Source organism: Streptomyces sp. NPDC107471 (assembly GCF_055582845.1).
Genome location: NZ_JBVJPC010000002.1, coordinates 853,108 through 873,831, shown reverse-complemented (window position 1 = coordinate 873,831; position 20,724 = coordinate 853,108). Strand labels below are relative to the sequence as shown.

The 20,724-nt window shown below is 72.2% G+C and carries 16 protein-coding genes; 7 read left to right on the top strand and 9 right to left on the bottom strand.

The features are described 5' to 3' along the window. Positions 1–70 precede the first annotated feature (70 nt). The gene (gene recQ / locus ACZ66S_RS08895; protein WP_469900907.1) at positions 71–2,083 is read left to right on the top strand and encodes a DNA helicase RecQ; all 2,013 of its coding nucleotides are present in this window, start codon (positions 71–73) and stop codon (positions 2,081–2,083) included. 164 nt (positions 2,084–2,247) lie between these two features. On the opposite strand, the gene ACZ66S_RS08890 is transcribed toward recQ, so the two are convergent. The 8 genes from ACZ66S_RS08890 to fahA form a co-directional block, all read right to left on the bottom strand. Beyond that, positions 2,248–5,037, bottom strand: a complete 2,790-nt coding sequence (locus ACZ66S_RS08890) for a fumarate reductase/succinate dehydrogenase flavoprotein subunit (RefSeq protein WP_469900679.1) — start codon at positions 5,035–5,037, stop codon at positions 2,248–2,250. 11 nt (positions 5,038–5,048) lie between these two features. After that, positions 5,049–5,816, bottom strand: a complete 768-nt coding sequence (locus ACZ66S_RS08885; protein WP_469900678.1) for an ABC transporter ATP-binding protein — start codon at positions 5,814–5,816, stop codon at positions 5,049–5,051. Then, positions 5,800–6,681, bottom strand: coding sequence for an ABC transporter permease (locus ACZ66S_RS08880; protein ID WP_469900677.1), 882 nt, complete (start codon positions 6,679–6,681; stop codon positions 5,800–5,802). The genes ACZ66S_RS08885 and ACZ66S_RS08880 overlap by 17 nt, the downstream gene beginning before the upstream one ends. Then, complete coding sequence (locus ACZ66S_RS08875; RefSeq protein ID WP_469900676.1) at positions 6,678–8,015, bottom strand: ABC transporter substrate-binding protein; 1,338 nt, start codon at positions 8,013–8,015, stop codon at positions 6,678–6,680. The genes ACZ66S_RS08880 and ACZ66S_RS08875 overlap by 4 nt, the downstream gene beginning before the upstream one ends. Before the next feature lie 16 nt (positions 8,016–8,031). Continuing rightward, positions 8,032–8,259, bottom strand: coding sequence for a 4Fe-4S dicluster domain-containing protein (locus ACZ66S_RS08870; protein WP_053852588.1), 228 nt, complete (start codon positions 8,257–8,259; stop codon positions 8,032–8,034). Positions 8,260–8,324: 65 nt separating this feature from the next. Then, positions 8,325–9,110: a GntR family transcriptional regulator gene (locus tag ACZ66S_RS08865; protein WP_469900674.1), complete on the bottom strand. Its 786-nt coding sequence runs from the start codon at positions 9,108–9,110 to the stop codon at positions 8,325–8,327. A 214-nt stretch (positions 9,111–9,324) separates the two neighbouring features. Next, entirely contained in the window at positions 9,325–10,266 is a 942-nt protein-coding gene (locus ACZ66S_RS08860; RefSeq protein WP_053852586.1) for a M56 family metallopeptidase, read from the bottom strand. Positions 10,267–10,421: 155 nt separating this feature from the next. Continuing rightward, positions 10,422–11,657 carry a fumarylacetoacetase gene (gene fahA, locus ACZ66S_RS08855; RefSeq protein WP_469900673.1) on the bottom strand — a complete coding sequence of 412 codons (1,236 nt, stop codon included), beginning with the start codon at positions 11,655–11,657 and terminating at the stop codon, positions 10,422–10,424. A 275-nt stretch (positions 11,658–11,932) separates the two neighbouring features. Between fahA and ACZ66S_RS08850 the strand changes: the two genes are divergently transcribed. Both ACZ66S_RS08850 and ACZ66S_RS08845 read left to right on the top strand, forming a co-directional pair. After that, positions 11,933–13,171, top strand: coding sequence for a carboxylate--amine ligase (locus ACZ66S_RS08850; protein ID WP_469900671.1), 1,239 nt, complete (start codon positions 11,933–11,935; stop codon positions 13,169–13,171). A gap of 50 nt (positions 13,172–13,221) precedes the next feature. Further along, positions 13,222–14,424 carry an FAD-dependent oxidoreductase gene (locus tag ACZ66S_RS08845; protein ID WP_469900670.1) on the top strand — a complete coding sequence of 401 codons (1,203 nt, stop codon included), beginning with the start codon at positions 13,222–13,224 and terminating at the stop codon, positions 14,422–14,424. Between the two features lie 463 nt (positions 14,425–14,887). Here ACZ66S_RS08845 and ACZ66S_RS08840 read toward each other — a convergent pair whose 3' ends face one another. Continuing rightward, positions 14,888–16,042 carry a glycoside hydrolase family 53 protein gene (locus tag ACZ66S_RS08840; protein ID WP_469900669.1) on the bottom strand — a complete coding sequence of 385 codons (1,155 nt, stop codon included), beginning with the start codon at positions 16,040–16,042 and terminating at the stop codon, positions 14,888–14,890. A 416-nt stretch (positions 16,043–16,458) separates the two neighbouring features. On the opposite strand from ACZ66S_RS08840, the gene ACZ66S_RS08835 reads away from it, so the two are divergent. The 4 genes from ACZ66S_RS08835 to ACZ66S_RS08820 are packed head-to-tail and all read left to right on the top strand — an operon-like array spanning position 16,459 to position 20,721. Next, positions 16,459–17,796, top strand: a complete 1,338-nt coding sequence (locus ACZ66S_RS08835; RefSeq protein WP_469900668.1) for an ABC transporter substrate-binding protein — start codon at positions 16,459–16,461, stop codon at positions 17,794–17,796. Beyond that, positions 17,793–18,788: a carbohydrate ABC transporter permease gene (locus ACZ66S_RS08830; protein WP_469900667.1), complete on the top strand. Its 996-nt coding sequence runs from the start codon at positions 17,793–17,795 to the stop codon at positions 18,786–18,788. Before ACZ66S_RS08835 ends, ACZ66S_RS08830 begins: the two co-directional genes overlap by 4 nt. Next, a complete protein-coding gene (locus tag ACZ66S_RS08825; RefSeq protein WP_469900665.1) occupies positions 18,785–19,651 on the top strand; it encodes a carbohydrate ABC transporter permease in 867 nt (288 codons plus the stop codon). The genes ACZ66S_RS08830 and ACZ66S_RS08825 overlap by 4 nt, the downstream gene beginning before the upstream one ends. Positions 19,652–19,692: 41 nt before the next feature. After that, positions 19,693–20,721: a LacI family DNA-binding transcriptional regulator gene (locus tag ACZ66S_RS08820; RefSeq protein WP_469900664.1), complete on the top strand. Its 1,029-nt coding sequence runs from the start codon at positions 19,693–19,695 to the stop codon at positions 20,719–20,721. The last annotated feature ends 3 nt before the right edge of the window (positions 20,722–20,724 follow it).

Genomic DNA, 20,724 nt, shown 5'->3' with positions numbered 1-20,724 from the left:
TCCGACGCTGTCGGTCCCGACCCCTATCGTGGAGGCAGTGGTCGAGGGACGACGTACGGGGGACGGGACTATGGGCGGGATGGGCGGTATCAGCGAGATGCCAGGGATCACCGGGACATCGGGCGCGAGCGACAGCGAGGCACTGGCCACGCTGCACCGGGTCTTCGGATACGACGCCTTCCGCGGCGAGCAGGAAGAGATCATCGAGCATGTGGTGGCCGGCGGGGACGCCGTCGTCCTCATGCCGACCGGCGGCGGCAAGTCGCTGTGCTACCAGATCCCCTCCCTGGTCAGACCCGGCACGGGCGTCGTCGTCTCACCGCTCATCGCCCTCATGCAGGACCAGGTGGACGCGCTCCGGGCGCTCGGCGTGCGCGCCGGGTTCATGAACTCCACGCAGGACTTCGACGAGCGCCGCGTGGTGGAGGCCGAGTTCCTGGCCGGGGAGCTGGACCTGCTCTACCTCGCGCCGGAGCGGCTGCGCCTCGACGCCACGCAGGACCTCCTGTCCCGGGGCAAGATCTCCGTCTTCGCCATCGACGAGGCGCACTGCGTCTCCCAGTGGGGCCACGACTTCCGCCCCGACTACCTGACGCTGGCGGTGCTCGGCCGGCGCTGGCCCGACGTCCCCCGGATCGCGCTCACCGCGACGGCCACGCATGCCACGCACCAGGAGATCACCGAGCGGCTGGACATGCCGACGGCCCGGCACTTCGTGGCGAGCTTCGACCGGCCCAACATCCAGTACCGCATCGTCCCCAAGGCCGACCCCAAGAAGCAGCTCCTCGCCTTCCTGCGCGAGGAGCACCCCGGTGACGCGGGCATCGTGTACTGCCTCTCCCGCAAGTCGGTGGAGGCCACCGCCGAGTTCCTCTCCCGCAACGGCGTCGAGGCGGTCCCGTACCACGCCGGGCTGGACGCGGGCACCCGCGCCGCCCACCAGTCCCGCTTCCTGCGCGAGGACGGCCTGGTCGTGGTGGCGACCATCGCCTTCGGCATGGGCATCGACAAGCCGGACGTCCGCTTCGTGGCCCACCTCGACCTGCCCAAGTCGGTCGAGGGCTACTACCAGGAGACGGGCCGCGCCGGGCGGGACGGACTGGCCTCCACGGCCTGGATGGCCTACGGCCTCAACGACGTCATCCAGCAGCGCAAGATGATCCAGTCGAGCGAGGGCGACGAGGCGTTCCGGCGCCGGGCCGCCGCCCACCTGGACTCGATGCTCGCGCTGTGCGAGACCGCGCAGTGCCGGCGCGGGCAGCTCCTGAACTACTTCGGCCAGGAACCGGGGGCAGCGGGCTGCGGCAACTGCGACACCTGCCTCACCCCGCCCGAGACCTGGGACGGCACGGTGGCCGCCCAGAAGGTGCTGTCGACGATCGTGCGGCTCCAGCGGGAGCGGGGGCAGAAGTTCGGGGCGGTGCAGATCGTCGACATCCTGCTCGGCAGGCGCACGGCCAAGGTCATCCAGTTCGACCACGACCAGCTCTCCGTGTTCGGCATCGGCGAGGAGCTCTCCGAGGGCGAATGGCGAGGTGTCGTACGGCAGTTGCTGGCCCAGGGACTGCTCGCGGTCGAGGGGGACTACGGCACGCTGGTGCTGACCGAGGCCAGCGGGGCGGTGCTGCGGCGGGAGCGGGACGTGCCGCTGCGCAAGGAACCGAAGAAGCCGGCGACCGCCAGGTCGAGCTCCTCGTCCGGGCGCGGCAAGACCAAGGCCGCGGTGGCCGAGCTGCCCGAGGCGCTGGTGCCGGCGTTCGAGGCCCTGCGGGCCTGGCGCGCCGAGCAGGCCCGTGAGCAGGGCGTCCCGGCGTACGTCATCTTCCACGACGCCACGCTCAGGGAGATCGTCTCGGCGTGGCCCACCTCGGTGACGCAGCTCGGAGGCATCGGCGGGGTCGGCGAGAAGAAACTCGCGACCTACGGCGAGGGCGTGATCGGGGTGCTCGCCGGCCTGTCCGACGGCGGTGGGGCCGCGAAGGAGGCACCGAGCCGGACCGACGACACCACCGACGCCGATCCCGGCGCGGACCACTGGCCCGAGATGGACGCGGAACCGGCGCCCGAGGACGACTGGATATAGCCGCCCCCGGGCTTCGGGGAGGAAGCGTCCCCCGGTGCGGCACCGGCGTCCCCGGAGGTCGCACGGCCGCTCCCGGGTGTCGCACCGGCCGCTCCCGGGTGCCGCACGACCGTTCCCGGGTGCCGTACCCGGCGTCCTAGGTGCCGCACGGGAGTCGGGGCACGTCACAGGGCCCGTGCCGCATACGCTCTCACGTCCGCGTCCGAGTCCGTCGTCGCCGTGGCCAGGGCGGCGCGGGCGCCGTCGGTGCTCGGGTGCCGGGTCAGGGCCAGGACGGCGGCCTTGCGGACGTCGGCGTTGGGGTCGGCGAGGGCCTTGGTGAGGGCGGGCACGGCCACGTCCGGGTCGGCCGCGGACAGTGCTCTCGCGGCACCCGACCGGACCTGCCAGGCGGCGGCCGACAGGGCGGCGACCGCGCGGGCGGCGAGGGGCGTGGGGCAGCCGGTGGTGCCGAGGGCTCCGTAGGCCGCTCCCCGCACCAGGGCGTCCGGGTCCTCGGTGAGGTGGGCCAGGGCGTCGAGGACGGCGGGCGGCGGGTGTTCCGCCGACACCGTCGCCAGTGCCTTGGCGATCGTCACGCGGACCTCGCGGGAGGGCTCGGCGCGGGCCGCGCGGGCGAGTTCCTCGGCGGCGTCCACCGAGACGAGGGCACGGACCGCCTCGACGCGGACGGCGATGTCCGTATCGGTGAGGGCGCCGGCGAAGAGGTCGGTGTCACCGAGGCGCAGGGCGCGCAGGACGTCCAGGGCGGCGGCGCGGACGACCGGATCGGACCCGGTCAGGGCGGTGGCGAGGCCGTCTCGGAGGGCGGGTTCGGGCGGAAGCGTCTCGACGAGTTCGCGCAGGGACGCGGCCGCGGCGGCGCGGACACCGGGATCGTGGTCGGTGAGGGCCTGCGCGAGGACCGGGCCGGTCCCGGGTGGCGCGGTCTCCGTCAGGACACCGACGGCCGTGCGGCGGACAGCGGGGTCGGGATCGGCCAAGTAGGTCCGCAGAGCGGCGAGTTCAGGCTCCTGTTCGGCGAGGGCCAGGAGGCCGAGCAGCCGGGGGGAGACGGAGGCGGGGGCGGCCGGAGCGTCCGTCAGTGTGTCGGCACCGGGACGATCGCCCGTGCCGCCGGCGCCCGCCCCACCGGGCCGCCCCGCGGCGACCGGGGCCAGCTCGCGTGCCCCTGCCGTGGCCACCTCCTCGGCGTGCACCTCGCCGAGGTGCCGGGAGGGGCCGCCGACCGGGGTGAACTCGTCGATCGGGACCAGATAGGGAGCCACGGGCCGGGCCGTGAACTCCATCGCACCGGAGGGGGACTTGTGCAGGTCGAGATGGTGGAACCAGGAGGCGTCGTCGCGCTGGGGGTGGTCGAGACGGTCGTGGTAGAGACCCCAGCGGGACTCGGTGCGGGCCAGGGAGGCACGCGCGGCCATCTCCCCGCAGTCGCGGATGAAGGAGACCTCGGCGCAGCGCATCAGCTCGTGCGGGGTGCGGGCACCCATCGCGGCGATGTCCGCCCGCATCCGCTCGAAGGACTCCAGGGCCAGCGAGAGCCGGGCGCCGGACTTCGGCGGAGCCACGTAGTCGTTCACGAAGCGGCGCAGCTTGTACTCGACCTGGGACTGCGGCGGGCCGTCCGGGTTGCGCAGCGGGCGGTAGATCAGTTCGTGCGCCTCGCGGATCTGGTCGGGCGGCAACTCCCCTTCGTACGGCGTGTACCGGGAGGCGTCCGCGCCCGCGAGGTCGCCGAAGACGAACGCGCCGATCATGTAGTTGTGCGGGACGCAGGCCAGGTCGCCGGCGGCGTAGAGACGGGGCACGGTGGTGCGGGCGTGGTCGTCGACGCGGACGCCGGAGGCCGAGTGGCCGCCGCACAGGCCGATCTCGGAGATGTGCATCTCGATGTCGTGGGTGCGGTAGTCGTGACCGCGGCCCTCGTGGAAGGTCCCGCGGGTGGGCCGTTCCGTGGAGTGCAGGATCGACTCCAGGGACGCGATCGACTCCTCGGGGAGGTGGCTCAGCTTCAGGTACACCGGGCCCCGGTCGGAGGCGACCTCCGCCGAGAACTCGGCCATCATCTGGCCGGACCAGTAGTCGGAGTCGACGAAGCGCTCACCGTGCCGGTTGACCTGGTAACCGCCGAAGGGGTTGGCGACGTAGGCGCAGGCGGGACCGTTGTAGTCCTTGATCAGCGGGTTGATCTGGAAGCACTCGATGCCGGTCAGTTCGGCGCCCGCGTGGTAGGCCATGGCGTAGCCGTCGCCGGCGTTGGTCGGGTTCTCGTAGGTCCCGTACAGGTAGCCGGAGGCGGGCAGGCCCAGGCGGCCGCAGGCGCCGGTCGCCAGGATCACCGCGCCCGCGCGGACGGTGACGAACCCGCCGGTGCGCGTGTTGAAGCCGACCGCGCCCACCGCGCGCCCCTCGGCCGTCAGCACCCGCACCGGCATCACCCGGTTCTCGATGCGGATCCGCTCGCGCATCTCGCGCCGCCGCAACTGCCGGTAGAGGACCTTCTTGACGTCCTTGCCCTCCGGCATCGGCAGCACGTACGAGCCGGAGCGGTGGACCTGGCGGACCGCGTAGTCGCCGTGCTCGTCCTTCTCGAACTTCACGCCGTACGACTCCAGGCGCTGCACCATGCCGAAGCCGCGGGTGGCGGTCTGGCGGACGGTGGACTGGTCGACGATGCCGTCGTTGGCGCGGGTGATCTCGGCGACGTAGTCGTCGGGTTCGGCACGGCCGGGGACGACCGCGTTGTTGACGCCGTCCATGCCCATGGCGAGGGCGCCGGAGTGCCGGACGTGCGCCTTTTCCAGCAGCAGCACGTTCGCGCCGTGCTCGGCGGCGGTCAGGGCCGCCATGGTGCCGGCGGTGCCGCCGCCGACGACGAGGACGTCACAGGTGATCTCCTCGGCGTCGGTCGGGGCGGGGATCGCGAGCGGCGGGTTCAGGGAGGGCGTGGTCACCGGGGGGCCTTTCAGGAACCGAGCGAGGAGAGGACGTCGCGCCGCAGCGCCACACGCGCGGGATCGTCGTGCGCCGACCGGTCGCGCGGGCGCGGGACGTCGCGTACGGCGGTGAGGCGGCCGCCGCCGAGGAGCGCGACGCGGTCACCGAGGAAGAGGGCCTCGTCCACGTCGTGGGTGACGAAGACGACGGTGGCGCCCGTGCCGCGCAGCACCCGCACCAGGAGGTCCTGCATGCCGGCCCGGGTCTGGGCGTCGAGGGCGCCGAAGGGCTCGTCCATGAGGACGGCACGGGGTGCTCCCGCGAGGGCGCGGGCCAGTTGGGCCCGCTGGCGCTGCCCGCCCGAGACGCGGTGCGGCAACTGCCGGGCCTGGTCGGCGAGTCCCACGCGGTCCAGCCAGGCATCGGCCTGCGCGCGGCGCTCGGTGCGCGGCACGCCCTTGACGGCCAGGGGCAGTTCGACGTTGGCGCGCAGGGTGCGCCAGGGCAGCAGGGCGTCCTCCTGGAAGATCAGCGCGCGGTCGGCGGAGGGGCTGGTCAGGGCGCGGGCGTCCTGGGTGACCTGGCCGGACAGGGGGGCCAGGAGGCCGGCCAGGGTGCGCAGCAGGGTCGACTTGCCGCAGCCGGAGGGGCCGACGACGGTGAGGATCTCACCGGGTGCCACAGCGAGTTCCTCCACGTCGAGCACGGGTGCGTCGGGCCGTCCCAGAGCGGCGCCGCGCAGGGCCAGTGCCGCACCGGTGCCCGAGGGGGCGTGCGTGTCAGACGAGCTGGTCATGGGGGATGCCCTCCTTGGTCCTGGGGCTGACCGGCACGGCGGCCCGGGTGCCGCGGGCCCGCCGTGGGGTGCGGCCGCCGACGTAGGACGTTCTCGGCAGCCACCGGGTCAGGCGGCGGCCGAGCACCTCCACGGCGGTGGAGGTGAGCCAGCCGAGGACGCCGATGGTGACCATGCCGACGAAGACGCCCGCGTAGTCGACGACGGTGTAGTCCTGCCAGGTGCGGTAGCCCACGCCGTACTGACCGGAGATCATCTCGGCGGAGATGACACAGATCCACGAGACGCCGATGCCGACGGACAGGCCGCCGAAGATGCCGGGCAGGGCGCCCGGCAGGACGACCGAGGCGAGGATCCGCCACCGGCCGCCGCCCATGGTCAGCACCGCCTCCTCCCACACGGGGGTCAGCGCGCGGACCGCGTGCCGGGTGGAGACCAGGACGGGGAAGAAGGCGGCGGTGAAGGTGATGAAGACGATGCCCTGCTCGTTGGAGGGGAAGAGCAGGATCGCGACGGGGACCAGGGCGATCGCCGGGATCGGGCGGACGACCTCCAGGACCGGACCGAGGAGGTCCTCGGCGAGCGGGGACCGCGCGACGAGCACGCCCGTCGCGACGCCCAGCACCGCGGCGAGCAGGAAGCCGGTGAGGATGCGGGTGAGGCTGGCGGTGAGGTCCGTCCAGTAGTCGGGGCCGGCGAGGCGGTCGGCGAAGGTGCCCGCCACATCGGTGACCGTGGGGAACTGCGAGAAGCGCAGCCACAGGTCGATGTCCAGGCCGGTCAGCAGTTGCCACCCGCCCAGGGCGACGGCCAGGGAGGCCGCTCTGAGCGCGTATCGGCCGGCTTTCGGCAGGGGGCGGCTCACGACGCCTGCTCCAGTGCGTCGGCGTACGTGACGACCCGGGCGCCGCCGTGCGCGGAGACGTACGACCGCGCGGTCTCCGGGGCGACGAAGGGCAGGAGCCGGTCGCCGTCGGCCACCCAGACCGCCTTGTCGGCGAACCAGGGGGTGCCGGTGGTCGCGTCGGGGACGTAGGCGGCGCGGATGCCGTCCTGGTGCGCGGAGACGTAGGCGAGGAGCTCGGTGGGCGTCCTGAAGGTCCGGGTCCCGGCGGCGCCCTTGGGCCAGACCTCGCTCGCGGCGGCGGGCGGAGCGGCGGTGAGGCGCTTCGCGTAGTCGGCCCCGAGGGCCTTCTTGACGTACTGGTCGTCGACGAAGGAGTCCACGTCGATGTCGCCGGTCAGCTTGGCCGCCTTCAGCACCGAGACGTCCTGCTTCAGCGCGGAGATCAGTTGCGGCTTGACCGCCGGGTCGAAGGTGGCGATGCCGTGGGCGCCGTTGTAGAGGTAGACGACCTCGGCGGGCAGACCGGTGGCCTTCGCGACCGACTCGGCGGCGGCGACCGGGTGGTCGTCGAGGTAGTCGGTGGCCTCGGCCTGGGCCTTCAGGAACGCCTCCAGGACCGCCGGGCGCTGCCGGGCGAAGTCCTCGCGGGCGGTGACGCCGTGGAAGGTGGGCAGGTCCAGTTCGGCACCGTCGTACAGGGCCTTCGCCTTGCCCTGGTAGGCGAGCAGTCCGGGCCAGGCGACGAACTGGGAGAGCGCGTCCGCGCTGCCCGCCGACAGGGCCGAAGCGCCCACGGCGGGCTGCTGGTTCAGCTTCTCGATGCCCTTGTCGGGGTCGATGCCGGCGCGTTGCAGGGCGCGTACGAGGGTGCCGTCGGCGGCGGAGCCGACGCTGGTGGAGACCTTCTTGCCGCGCAGGTCGGCGAGGGAGTCCAGCTCGGATCCCGGGGCGGTGACGATGGTGTTGAGGCCGCCGCGCAGGTTGTAGCCGGTGACCGAGACCAGGCGGGTGGGCTTGCCGAGCTGTTGTCCGCGGGCCGCGTTGATGAGGAGCGGGAAGTCGCCCATCGAGCCGATGTCGATCTTCCCTGCGGTCATCTGGGCGGTGATGGGGGCGCCGGTGGCGTAGTCCTGCCAGTCGACCTTGTAGGTGTGGCCGTCGTGGAGGGAGTTGAGCTGCTTCTCGAAGGAGCCGAGGGAGCGCAGCAGGGTGCCGGCGGTGACCGTGTTGATGGTCCTGGACTGGTAGCCGACGGTGACGGTGACCGTCGAGCTGTCACCGGCCTGGGCGCTGCCGCAGGCCGTCAGCGGTGTCAGCACCAGCAGGGCGGCGACAACGTGCTTGTGTCTCATGGGAGTTCGGGACCTCTCACCGGAGCAGATAGGGCATGTTGACCGTGACGGCTCCGGTGGGACAGCGAGCCGCGCACGGGCCGCAGTACCAGCACTCGTCGACGTGCATGTAGGCCTTGCCGCTGCTGGTGTCGATGGCCAGGGAGTCCAGCGGGCACATGTCCACGCAGAGCGTGCAGCCGTCGATGCACTTCGACTCGTCGATGGTCACGGGCACGTCGGCCCGCTGGGGCACCAAGGGCATGGCTGTCTCCGGGAAGCGGCTCGGAAGGAGGTCGGAAAAGCGGTCGGAAAGAGGTCGGGGAGAGGTCAGACGCAGCGGTGCAGCAGACCGCTCATGGTGATGCGGTCGCCGCGGAAGCGGATGAACTCCAGGTCGACCGGGCGCCCGTCGGCGAGGTGCGTCAGGCGTTCCAGCATGAGGACGGCCGCACCGCGCGGGGCCTCCAGTACGGCGGCGGAGTGCGCGTCCGCGTTCACCGCCTCCAGGGTGATCTCGGCGTGGCCGAGGCCCTGGCCGGTGATCGTCTCCAGCAGGCGGAAGACGTCGGTGTTCTCCAGGTCGGCGCCGAGCAGGGCGGCACCGAGGTCGAGCGGGAGGTAGGTGAGGTCGAGGGAGAGGGGGAGGCCGTTGAGGCGGCGCAGACGTTCGACGCAGAGGACGTCGGTGCCGGGCTCGACCTGGAGCCGCCGGGCCACCGGGTGCGGGGCGGGAGCGGGTCCCATGGTGCGGACCTCGTTGGTGACCGTGCCGTGTTCGCGCAGGGTTTCCGCGAGACCCATCAGACGGTCCAGGCCGTGGGGGTACTTCTGGCCGACGACCACGGTGCCGACGCCGGGGAGGCGTTCGACCAGACCTTCCGCGCGGAGCAGGTCCAGGGCTTGGCGGACCGTGTTGCGGGAGGCGCGGTAGTCGGCGGCGAGGGTCGTCTCGTGGGGGAGGGCGCCGTTCTCGAAGCCGCCGGTGAGGATCTGATGGCGGAGGAGGTCGGCGAGTTGGCGTGCCCGGTCCGCGCGCAGCCGGCGCCTGGCGCGGGCGGCGACGGTGGTCGCGCCCTGGCCGGCGTGGTCCCGCATGCGGTCGGTGGAAGGCATGGCTGGAACCATACCGACCTGGTAGGAAAACCTGTGTTGCCGGATTGTTGCGCCACCTGACGAGGTGACGGATACGGCGCTGACCTGCGGTTTCTCATGTCGTGGGGTGAGATGTGCCACCTGGCTGTGTGAGCGGAGGGCGGCTGCACCTGCCTAGGGGCGCGGGGAACTGCGCGACCAGCCCCCACCGGCCGAAAGCCGAGAACCAACCGCCCTACGCCAGCGCCGACAACCCCGGCCCGAAAACGATCAGCAGCGGCAACAACGGCACCAGCGCGGCCGTCGCAGAGGTCAGTGCCCGCTGCCTGCGCAGCAACCGCGGCGGCGGCTCCAGCAGGCGGTCCACCCGCTCGCCCAGCAGCCGGTGGCTGGACGCGCAGGACAGCACCCCGCGGTGCTGGTTCAGCTCGATCAGGGCCAGGGCCGTCGTCAGGTGGCCGCACCGCCGGGACGCCGTGTCGTCCGCCGCGAGTTCCACCAGCCGGTGGGTCTGGTCGCAGAAGTGGGCGAACAGCGGCACCCGCGGGAAGCCCGTGGCCAGCGCGGTCGAGAGGTGGAGCAGCCAGTCGTGGCGGGCCCGCGCGTGGCCGCGTTCGTGGGTGAGGACCGCGTCGAGCTGGTGATCGGTCAGCCGGTGCAGGGCGCCGGTCGTCACGATGAGCTGCGGCGGGCTCCCCGGCATCCACCAGGCGTCCGGGTACTCGTCCTCCAGCACCAGCAGCGGACCGCGCGTCGCCGCCCCGAGACCGGCCGGCAGATCCGGCGCGCGCTCGCGCAGGTGCTCCCGGGCCAGGCCGCGACGCCTGCGGGCCTCGACCAGTTCACGCGCCAGCATCGCCGTGGTCCACGCCGCCCCGGCCGCCAGCAGCAGGGTCGAGGCGACCGCCCAGGCCGGCGCGGCCGACAGGTCGTACGCCGCGGTCACGGCCGGCGGCGCGGGGGCGAACACATGGTCGCGGACCGTGTGGAAGACGGCCGCCGCGCCCAGCACCAGCGCGGTCAGGCAGCACAGCAGCACCGTGGCGACCAGGCACTGCCACACCCACAGCCCGACCACCGGTTCCCGTTCGGGCCACGCGGCCCGGGTGAGCGCGCGCGGCACCGGCACGGCGGCCGCCACGGCGACGGTGCTCAGCAGGAGCAGGCAGAGTGTCATGCCACGGGCTCCGGATCCTGATCGGAGACAGGGGAGGTGGGGCTGTGCGGTGCGGCGGTGCGCGGCGGTCGACACGTCGTCCCCACGCGTACCGCCCGCCGCCAGTATGCCGTGAGCGGAGCCCCCGTGGCAGGACTCCAGGGGCTCCGGATGCCTCACACCCCGCCGGACACCACCCGTCCCACCACGTCGCCCAGGCCCACCCGGACCCCGTCCGGGCCCGGAGCCCACGCCGACAGCGTCACCACGTCCCCGTCCTCCAGGAACGTCCGTTTCCCGTCGGGGAGTTCCAGCGCGTCCCGTCCGTTCCAGGTCAGCTCCAGGAGGGACCCCCGCTCGCCCGCCGAGGGCCCGCTCACCGTGCCCGAGCCGTACAGGTCGCCCGTCCTGAGCGAGGCCCCGTTCACCGTCATGTGCGCCAACTGCTGGGCCGCCGTCCAGTACATGGTGGAGAAGGGCGGCTCCGACACCACGTGGCCGTTGACGGCGACGGAGATCCGCAGGTCGTAGCCGCCCGGCTCGACGTCGGACGCGGTGTCGTCCAGGTACGGCAGCAGCTCGTGCGTCCGCTCCGGCGGCGCCACCCGGGCCTCCTCCAGCGCGTCCAGCGGGGTGATCCACGCCGACACCGACGTGGCGAAGGACTTGCCGAGGAACGGGCCGAGGGGGACGTACTCCCAGGCCTGGATGTCCCGCGCCGACCAGTCGTTGAGCAGGCACAGCCCGAAGACGTGCTCGCGGAAGTCGCCGAGCGGCACCGGCCTGCCGAGCGCGGACGGCGTGCCGACCACGAAGCCGACCTCCGCCTCGATGTCGAGCCGTACGGACGGCCCGAAGACGGGAACCGCGTCGGCGGGGGCCTTGCGCTGCCCCGATGGCCGTACGACGTCCGTGCCCGAGACCACCACCGTGCCCGCGCGGCCGTGGTAACCGATCGGCAGGTGCTTCCAGTTGGGGGTCAGGGAGTCCGCGGCGTCCGGGCGGAAGATCTGGCCGACGTTTCGCGCGTGGTTCTCCGAGGCGTAGAAGTCGACGTAGTCCGCGACCTCGAAGGGGAGGTGGAGGTCGACCGAGGACAGCGGGTGGAAGAAGCCCGCGATCTCCTCCTGGTGCGCGGGCACCGTCACCCATGCCGTCAGCGCGCGCCGCACGTCCGACCAGGCCGTGCGGCCGGCGGCGAGGAGCACGTCCAGGGAGGGCCGGGCGAGCAGGGAGGCGTACGGGGAGCCCAGGGCGGTGGCGGCCGCGCCCGCGTCGAGGACGTGGTCGCCGAGCCGGACGCCGATGGTCCGCTCGGACGAGCCCGAGGGCGAGAAGACGCCGTACGGAAGGTTGTGCGGGCCGAAGGGGTCGCCCTCGGGCAGGTCGAAGGGGACTTCGAAGGGGGGCATGGGGTGCTGCCTCACTCTCGCGCATGCCGTGCGGACCGGCTGGTCGCGGCACACGTTGCGGTCCGGGTGGTCGCGCCCACGTTACGGCCGGGACGCCGGTCACGGGAGTGCCTAAAGGGAGAGCAATGTGGCTAAAGAGTTAGCAATGTCCTGTTAAGGGACGGTCGGAGGCTTCCATTCCGGCTTAGCGTCCTTTGCGAGCACGGACGGGGTGGGTGGGGTCGCGTCCGTGGGGGGACGCGTGGGGGGACCGTGTGGCCAGGAGCGCGAGCAGTGTGCCGTTCGAAGCCGACCGTGAGGTACCGGCCCTGATCGTCAAGTTCGGCGACTACCCGCTGCACCACGGCGGGGTCGGCGCGATCCGCAGTCTGGGCCGCCTCGGCGTGCCCGTGTACGCCATCACGGAGGACCGCTGCACACCCGCGGCCGCCTCCCGCTACCTCACGCGCGCGTTCGTCTGGCCGACGACCGGCACCGAGGACCCGGACCGACTGGTCGAGGGACTGATCCGGATCGGGCGCCGCATCGGCCGCCCCGCCGTCCTCGTGCCGACCGACGAGGAGGCGGCGGTCCTGATCGCCGAGCACCAGAACGACCTGTTCGGCCGGTTCCTCTTCCCGCGCGTGGAGCCCGGACTCACCCGCCGGCTGGCCAGCAAGCAGGGCCTGCACGAACTGTGCGCGGAACACGGGATCGCCAGCCCGCAGGCCGCCTTCCCGCAGTCGTACGACGACATCGTGGCCTTCGCCGAGAAGGCCCGCTTCCCGGTGGTGGCCAAGAACCGCGAGGCGTTCGTACGGCGCCGACGGCCCGCCGTGGGCGGCACCACCCGCATCGCCACCCGTGAGGGGCTGCTCGCCCTCGCCCGTGACTGGGGCGAGCGGCCCGGGGTGATCCTCCAGGAGTACCTGCCGCGGGAGGAGGCCGAGGACTGGATCGTGCACGCCTACTTCGACGCCAACTCCGCCCCGCTGGCCCTGTTCACCGGCGTCAAGGTGCGCTCCTGGCCGCCGCACGCGGGCATGACGGCCAACGCGTACGTCGTGGACAACCCGGAACTCGCGGACCTCGCCGCACGTTTCGTCAAACAGATCGGCTACACCGGCGTCATCGACCTCGACCTGCGCTTCGACCGGCGCGACGGTCAGTACAAGCTGCTCGACTTCAACCCCCGCATGGGCGCCCAGTTCCGGCTCTTCGAGAGCGAGTCGGGGGTGGACGTCGTCCGCGCCCTGCACCTGGACCTCACCGGGCGGGCCGTCCCGGAGGGGGAGCAGCGGGCCGGTCACCGCTATGTCGTCGAGAACATCGACCTGCCCGCCCTGCTCGCCTACCGCCGCAGCGGCTATACGACCCCGCACGCGCCGGCGCGGCCCAGCGGGACCGAGCTGGCCTGGTTCGCGGGTGACGACCCGCTGCCGTTCCTCACCATGCTCGGCAGGTTCGTGCGGCCCGGCGCCAAGCACCTCTACCAGCTCTGGCAGACCAACCGCCGTGGCGGAAGGACCAGTTGAACAGCGGTACCACCACGAAGTGACGAAGTGACGTCCTGGGGAGGGACTTCGTGATCCAACCGGTAGCAGTCATCGGCGCCGGGCCCTTCGGCCTGTCGACCGCGGCCCATCTGCGGGCCCGCGGCATCCCCGTGCGCGTCTTCGGCGACCCCATGGTGAGCTGGCGCGACCACATGCCCGCGGGCATGCTCCTCAAGTCGACCCCGGCCGCCTCCGACCTCGACGCGCCCCAGCCCGGGCACACCCTCGTCGACTACTGCGACGCGGCGGGCATCCGCCGGCTGGTGACGGACGAGGACATCGTGCCCGTCGAGACCTTCATCGCCTACGGCCAGTGGTTCCAGCAGCGGCTGGTGCCCGAACTGGAACAGGTGCGGGTGGTGTCCGTGGACCGCAGCGAGCGGGGCGGCTTCCAGCTCAAGCTGGACTCGGGGGAGTCGTTCACCGCGCGGGCGGTGGTCGTGGCCACCGGTCTGTCGGGGCTCGCCCACCTGCCCCCGGAGCTGGCCGCCGCGCTGCCCGACGGGCCCGCGCCCACCGGTCCCGTCTCGCACAGCTCCCAGCACCACGACCTGACCCGCTACTCCGGCAAGGAGGTCATCGTCGTCGGGGCGGGCCAGTCCGCGCTGGAGACGGCGGCCCTCGCGGCGGAGGCGGGCGCGCGGGTCCGGGTGGTCGCCCGGGGGCGCGGCCGCGTGGCCTTCGGCGCACCACCGTGGCAGCAGCCGCGGCTGCGCCCCGAGTCGCCGTTCGGCCGGGCCTGGTCCCTGTGGGCGCTGACCTACTACCCGCACCCCTACCGCAGGCTCCCGGCGGGCACCCGCCACTACCTGGTGCGACGGGTCCTCGGCCCGCTCGGCGCGTGGTGGTTGCGGGACCGCTTCGAGGGCAAGGTCCAGGTCACCGAGGTGGAACGGATCCTCGCGGCGGACACGGCCGACGGCCACCCGACCCTGGAGGTCCGCACCCACACCGGCACGCGGGACCGCCTCGACGCCGACCACGTCATCGCGGCCACCGGCTACCGCGTCGACCTCGCCGCGATGGGCTTCCTCGGGCACGAGTTGCGCACCGCGCTGGCGGTCAGCCGCGGCACGCCCAGGCTCGGCGCCGGGTACGTCTCCTCGGTACCGGGCCTGTACTTCACCGGCCTGCCGGCGGCGGCGTCCTACGGCCCGGTCATGCGCTTCGTCTGCGGCACGGAGTTCGCCTCCCCGAGGCTCGCCCGACACCTGGCGGCGGCTCACGGCTGAGGCGCGGGGTCTGTGCCAGGGCTGTGCGGTGTCCGGGGGTGCGGCCGGGCACACCTCGCGGCCCGGCAGGGGGCGCCACGGGGCACTGCCGTGCGGGGCCGCCGGACGGGGGTGCCACGGGCCACTGCCGTGCGGGGCCGCCGGACGGGGGTGCCACGGGGTGTCGTGAGGGGGCTGCGGGTCGGTGGGGGCTGATCGCGCAGTTCCCCGCGCCCCTGAGGAGTCCAGTCGGCCGCGTACGGCGGTGAGGGGACGGGAGTCCCGCGACGGACAGCCGGGCCGGCCCCGCGGTCGTCGTGCGCGGCCCGCCCCGGCGTCCCGCGAGACGCACCCTGCCCGCGGCGACCCTCACGGACGAGCCGACAGGTCCCGGCGCCCCGCGAGATGCCCCCGCCCGCGGCGACCCTCACCCACCAGGCGACAGCCCCCCGGCGCTCCCCCCCCCACAAAACCCGGCAGCCCCCTACCCCCGGTATCCCCCCAACACCCGCAATGCCGGCAGCTCCCTGTCCTCGAAGTCGAAGAGGGCGAGGTTCTCCCATGCGTTGCCCGAGGTCGGGTTCGTGGGGTCCCAGCCGCTGCCCTGGCGGTAGGTCCACAGGCCCTCCCAGTAGCAGTAGCCGAGGCCCTGCCCGGCCGGGACGCCGGCGGCGAGGTCGGCCACCGTGCGCAGCCAGGCGGCCTGGCCGGAGGGCGTGGCGGGGTAGCCGTCGGTGAGCTGCGAGGGGCTGTTCATGATGTCGTTGACGTCGTCCTCGCTCTCCAGCGTGAACGGGTACGCCGTCTCGGCGATCACGCACGGCTTGCCGTAACGCGCGGTGACGTCGGCCATGTTGGCGGCCGCGTCCGCGATCGGCCCGTGCCAGAACGGGTAGTAGGAGAGCCCGATGACGTCGAAGTCGACGCCGTACGACAGCACGTTGTCGAACCACCAGCGGTACAGCCCGTTGTCGCCGCCGTTCGCCAGGTGCAGGATCGTGCGGACGCGCGGCGTGGTGTCGCGGGCCGCGCGCAGACCGGCCTTGAGGAAGGCCGTCATGTTGTCGAAGTGCTCCCAGTTGCCCTCGGGCCAGATCAGGCCGCCGTTCAACTCGTTGCCGACCTGCACCAGTTGGGCCGGGGTGCCCTGCCGCCTCAGTGCGCCGAGGACGTCGGCCGTGTGGTCGTACACCGCCCTGGTGAGCCCCGCCACGTCCAGGCCCGCCCACGCGGCCGGCTTGGTCTGGTGCGCCGGGTCCGCCCAACTGTCGGAGTAGTGGAAGTCGATCCAGATGCCGACCCCGGCCCGCTTGAGGCGGCGGGCGAGCCGCAGGACGTGCGCCTTGTCGTTGTAGCCGTCGGCCGGGTCCACCCACACCTTGAGGCGGGCGTGGGTGACGCCGGCCCGGGCCAGCAGGTGGACCGGGTCCACGCGGTGGCCGTCGGCGGTCCGGTACACCGCGCCGTGGTCCTCGTTCTTCGGCAGTGAGGAGATGTCCACGCCCCGGATCTCCAGACGGCCCCGCCGGGCGGCGGCCGGTGCCACCCCGGACGCCGGTACGGCGACCGCGGGCACCGCCGACGCGGGCACCGCCAGCGCGGCGGCTCCGGCGGCGGTGAGAACACTGCGTCTGCGCATGTCAAAAGGTCCTTTCGCGGACGGTCACGGGGGATACCGGTGCTGCGTGGCCGCAACGGGCGTGCGGGCGGGGGAGGGCCGGACAAGCGGGGCTGAGCGTTGAGGTGAGGAGCAGGGCGAAGAGCAGGGCGAGGCGCGGGGTGAGGGAAGCCCGCGAAACGCCGGACGAACCCAGAAAACCCTCATTTTCTGTGATCGTGCACAGCTTCCCTCACCCCTGTCATCGGGGAGCAACAAGTAGGTAACCCCACGCCCCCGCCATTGACAAGGGATCGAAACAATTCTCTACTGTGCACGATCACAGAGCCGCGCGGTCCTCGCGCACAGCCTCTCGGTCACGTCCGCAGAACCTCCCCCCACGGCGGTTGCCGCGAACGCGGGACGTCTCGAGACCGGCTGGTTCCAAGTCAGGGGAGATGAAGATGTCGATCCACCGCCGCCAGATCAGCAGGCGCAGCATCCTTGCCGGGGCCACAGCCCTCGGCCTCACCAGCACCCTCGCCGCCTGCGGCGGTTCCGACGACAAGGACTCCGGCGAGAGCAGCGGGCCCGTCAAGCTGACGTACTGGTCGTGGGCGCCGAACATGGAGAAGGTCGCCGCGATCTGGAACAAGAAGAACCCGGACATCACGGTCACCGTGTCCAAGCAGGCCAGCGGCCAGGAGATCCTCTCCAAGCTGATCACCGCGAAGAAGGCCGGCAACGCCCCCGACCTGATGCAGGTCGAGTACCAGTCGCTGCCCACCCTGGTCTCCAACGACGTGCTGGCCGACATCTCCCGGTACGCCGGTGACACCAAGTCCCAGTTCGCCGAGGGCCTGTGGGGCATGGTCACGCTCGGCACGGACGCGCTGTACGCGATCCCGCAGGACTCCGGGCCGCTGATGTTCTACTACCGCGAGGACCTCTTCAAGAAGCACGGCCTGAGCGTCCCGAAGACCTGGACGGAGTTCGCCGAGACCGCCCGCGCCGCCAGGAAGGCCGTCCCGGACGCCTACCTGACCACGTTCTCCGCCAACGACCCCGGTCTGTTCGCGGGTCTCGCCCAGCAGGCCGGCGGCAAGTGGTGGACCGTCGACTCGGCCGGCAAGTGGTCCGTCGGCATCGACGACGCCGCCACCAGGCAGGTCGCCGAGTTCTGGGGCGGCCTGGTGCAGGAGGGCGTCATCGACAACCAGCCGATGTACACCCCGGCCTGGAACAACGCCCTCAACAAGGGCACCCACCTGGCCTGGGTCTCCGCCGTGTGGGCGCCCGGTGTGCTGGTCTCCTCCGCGCCCGACACCAAGGGCAAGTGGCGCATGGCCCCGCTGCCGCAGTGGAAGTCCGGCGAGAACGTCACCGGAAGCTGGGGCGGCTCCTCCACCGGCGTCTCCACCGACTCCAAGCACGCCGAGGCCGCCGCCAAGTTCGCCACCTGGCTGAACACCGACCCGGAGGCGCTGGCCGCCCTGGTCAAGGAGGTCGCGATCTACCCGGCCGCCACGAAGGGCCAGTCCGGCGACGTCCTGACCACGCCGGAGTTCTTCTCGAACCAGGCGGACTTCTACACCACGGCCGGCGAGATCGCCGCCACCACGGCCGCCGCGGCCTGGGGCCCCAACGTCAACACGGCCTACACCACCTTCCAGGACGCCTTCGGCAAGGCCGCCAAGGCGAAGAAGGAGGACAGGTTCGACTCCGCCCTCGCCACCATGCAGTCGAAGACCTTCGCCGACATGAAGAAGCAGGGCTTCGAGGTGACCGAGGCATGACCAGCGCTCCGCTCAAGGGCGCCGACCTCACCGAGGTCGGGCCCTTGGCGGACGGCACCGGCACCGCCCCGTCCGTCCGCCCCAGCCGTCCCCGCCGACGTGGCCGCAGCGCACCGTACTGGTTCCTGGTGCCCACCCTGACCCTCTTCGCCGCCTTCACCGTCGTGCCCATCGGGTACGCGATCTGGCTGAGCCTGCACAAGGTCCGGGTCAAGGGCATCGGACTCGGCAAGGGCGCACGGGAACAGGTGTGGAACGGCCTCGGCAACTACACCGACGTCCTGAAGGACTCCGAGTTCGGCCACAGCGTGCTGCGGGCCTTCGGATACGGCCTCATCGTCATCCCGACCATGCTGGGCCTCGCGCTGCTGTTCGCGCTGATGCTGGACACCCCGAAGGCGCGCAGCGCGCCCTTCGCCCGGCTGATGATCTTCCTGCCGTACGCGGTGCCGGGCATCATCGCCGCCCTCATGTGGGGCTTCCTCTACCTGCCGGACGTCAGCCCCTTCTACTACCTGCTCGACAGGTTCGGCCTCCCGCAGCCCGACCTGTTCGACGGCGGCAACCTCTACCTCTCCTTCGCGAACATCGCGGTCTGGGGCGGCACCGGCTTCAACATGATCGTCATCTACACCGCCCTGCGGGCCATCCCGCCGGACATCTACGAGGCCGCCCGGCTCGACGGCGCGTCCGACCTGGGCATCGCCCTGCGGATCAAGATCCCGATCGTGATGCCCTCCCTGGTGCTCACCTTCTTCTTCTCGGTGATCGCCACCCTCCAGGTCTTCACCGAGCCGATGGCCCTCAAGCCCCTCACCAACGGCCTGCCCAGCTCGTGGAGTCCCCTCATGGCCATCTACGACAAGGCCTTCCTCCAGTCCGACATCTACGGCGCCTCCGCCACCGCGGTCGTCCTGGCCCTGGCCACGTTCGTCCTCTCCTTCACCCTGCTGCGCATCTCCGACCGCTACACCCGGGAGGACCGGGCATGACCCCCCTCACCCTCACCGCCAGGCCCGACGGCGGCCGCCGCACCGCCTGGGTGCCCACGATCGTGCTGATCCTCGGCGCGCTCTACTGCCTGATCCCCATCGCCTGGGTGGTCGTCGCGGCGACCAAGGACCGGTCGGAGCTCTTCTCCACCTTCACCCTCGCCCCCGGCACCGGCCTCTTCCAGAACCTGAGCGACCTGACCGCCTACCGGGACGGCATCTTCTGGCGGTGGATGGCCAACTCCGCCTTCTACGCCGGTCTCGGCGCCCTGCTCTCCGCCGCGGTCTCCGCCGCCGGCGGCTACGCGCTCGGCCGCTACAGCTTCCGGGGCCGCGAGGCCGTCTTCAAGATGATCCTGGCCGGCGTCCTGGTCCCGTCGATCGTGCTCGCCGTACCGCAGTACCTGCTGCTGTCGAAGCTCGGCATGGCCGACTCGTACTGGTCGATGCTGCTGCCGTCGATCCTGTCGCCCTACGGCGTCTACCTGGTCCGCATCTACGCGGCCGCGTCGGTGCCCGCCGAGCTCATGGAGGCGGCCCGCATGGACGGCGCGAGCGAGTGGCGGATCTTCTCGCGGATCGCCGTACCGATGATGATGCCCGGCCTGATCACGGTGTTCCTCTTCCAGTTCGTCGGCATCTGGAACAACTTCCTGCTGCCCTTCGTCATGCTCGCCGACGACGAGAAGTTCCCGATCACCCTCGGCCTGTACACCCTGCTCGCCCAGGGCGCCTCGCAGCCCGCGCTCTACACCCTGGTCATCACCGGGTGCCTGCTCGCGATCCTTCCCCTGATCGGGCTCTTCCTGGTGATCCAGCGGTTCTGGTCGCTGGACCTGATGAGCGGCTCGGTCAAGGCCTGAGGCCCCGGGCTCCCCCGCACGAACGTCTCCGAACGAGGAACATGACCACCAGCGCGAACGGACGCCGCAAGCCACCGACCATCCACGACGTGGCCCGGGAGGCGGGCGTCTCGCGGGGCACCGTCTCCCGCTTCCTGAACGGCGGCCACTACGTCTCGCCGGCCGCCCGGCGGTCGGTCGAGGCCGCCATCAGGAAGACCGGTTACGTGGTCAACCGGCACGCCCGCAGCCTCAGTACGGGCCGTTCGGACTCGGTGGCGTTCCTGCTGACCGAACCGCAGGAGAAGTTCTTCGAGGACCCCAACTTCAACGTCCTGCTGCGGGGTTGCACCGAGCGGCTCGCCCAGCACGACATCCCGCTGCTGCTGATGCTCGCCGAGAGCGACGACGACCGGCGCCGGCTGACCCGGTACATCACCTCGGGGCACGTCGACGGCGTGCTGCTGCTGTCCAACCACAGCGGCGACCCGGTCGCGGCCGAACTGCACGACGCCGGGATCCCGTTGGTGGTCTGCGGCAAGCCGATCGGGCGCGGCACCAAGGTGAGCTACGTGGCGGCCGCCGACCGGGAGGGCGCCCAGGACATGGTCCGCCATCTCCTCGCGGCCGGCCGCCGGCGCGTCGCCATGGTCACCGGGCCGCTGGACATGCCGGGCGGCCCCGACCGGCTGGCCGGCTACCGGGACATGCTCGCCGAGGCGGGCCTGCCCTACGACCCGGCACTCGTCGTCGAGGGCGACTTCCGGCGCAGCGGCGGCGAACGGGCGGCCCGCCGGCTGCTGGCCCAGGCCCCGGACATGGACGCGGTGTTCGTCGCCTCGGACCTCATGGCCCTGGGGGTCGTGGGCGTCCTTCAGCAGGCCGGGCGTTCGGTCCCGGACGACATCGCCGTCGGAGGCTTCGACGACTCCCCGGCGGCCACCGCGATCGCCCCCGCCCTCACCACCATGCGTCAGCCCTTCGACCGCATCAGCGCCGAGATGGTCCGCATGCTGCTCGCCCAGATCGCGGGCGAGGACACCGCCGGCGTGATCCTCCCGACCGAACTGGTGCTGCGGGACTCGGCCTGAGCG

Excerpts from the sequence above, each read along its gene's own strand:
- ACZ66S_RS08825 (WP_469900665.1), top strand. The coding sequence starts at position 18,785 with ATGACCCCCCTCACCCTCACCGCCAGGCCCGACGGCGGCCGCCGCACC.
- ACZ66S_RS08875 (WP_469900676.1), bottom strand. The coding sequence starts at position 8,015 with ATGAGACACAAGCACGTTGTCGCCGCCCTGCTGGTGCTGACACCGCTG.
- ACZ66S_RS08860 (WP_053852586.1), bottom strand. The coding sequence starts at position 10,266 with ATGACACTCTGCCTGCTCCTGCTGAGCACCGTCGCCGTGGCGGCCGCC.
- ACZ66S_RS08885 (WP_469900678.1), bottom strand. The coding sequence starts at position 5,816 with ATGACCAGCTCGTCTGACACGCACGCCCCCTCGGGCACCGGTGCGGCA.
- fahA (WP_469900673.1), bottom strand. The coding sequence starts at position 11,657 with ATGCCCCCCTTCGAAGTCCCCTTCGACCTGCCCGAGGGCGACCCCTTC.
- ACZ66S_RS08830 (WP_469900667.1), top strand. The coding sequence starts at position 17,793 with ATGACCAGCGCTCCGCTCAAGGGCGCCGACCTCACCGAGGTCGGGCCC.
- ACZ66S_RS08865 (WP_469900674.1), bottom strand. The coding sequence starts at position 9,110 with ATGCCTTCCACCGACCGCATGCGGGACCACGCCGGCCAGGGCGCGACC.
- recQ (WP_469900907.1), top strand. The coding sequence starts at position 71 with ATGGGCGGGATGGGCGGTATCAGCGAGATGCCAGGGATCACCGGGACA.
- ACZ66S_RS08840 (WP_469900669.1), bottom strand. The coding sequence starts at position 16,042 with ATGCGCAGACGCAGTGTTCTCACCGCCGCCGGAGCCGCCGCGCTGGCG.
- ACZ66S_RS08820 (WP_469900664.1), top strand. The coding sequence starts at position 19,693 with ATGACCACCAGCGCGAACGGACGCCGCAAGCCACCGACCATCCACGAC.
- ACZ66S_RS08870 (WP_053852588.1), bottom strand. The coding sequence starts at position 8,259 with ATGCCCTTGGTGCCCCAGCGGGCCGACGTGCCCGTGACCATCGACGAG.
- ACZ66S_RS08835 (WP_469900668.1), top strand. The coding sequence starts at position 16,459 with ATGAAGATGTCGATCCACCGCCGCCAGATCAGCAGGCGCAGCATCCTT.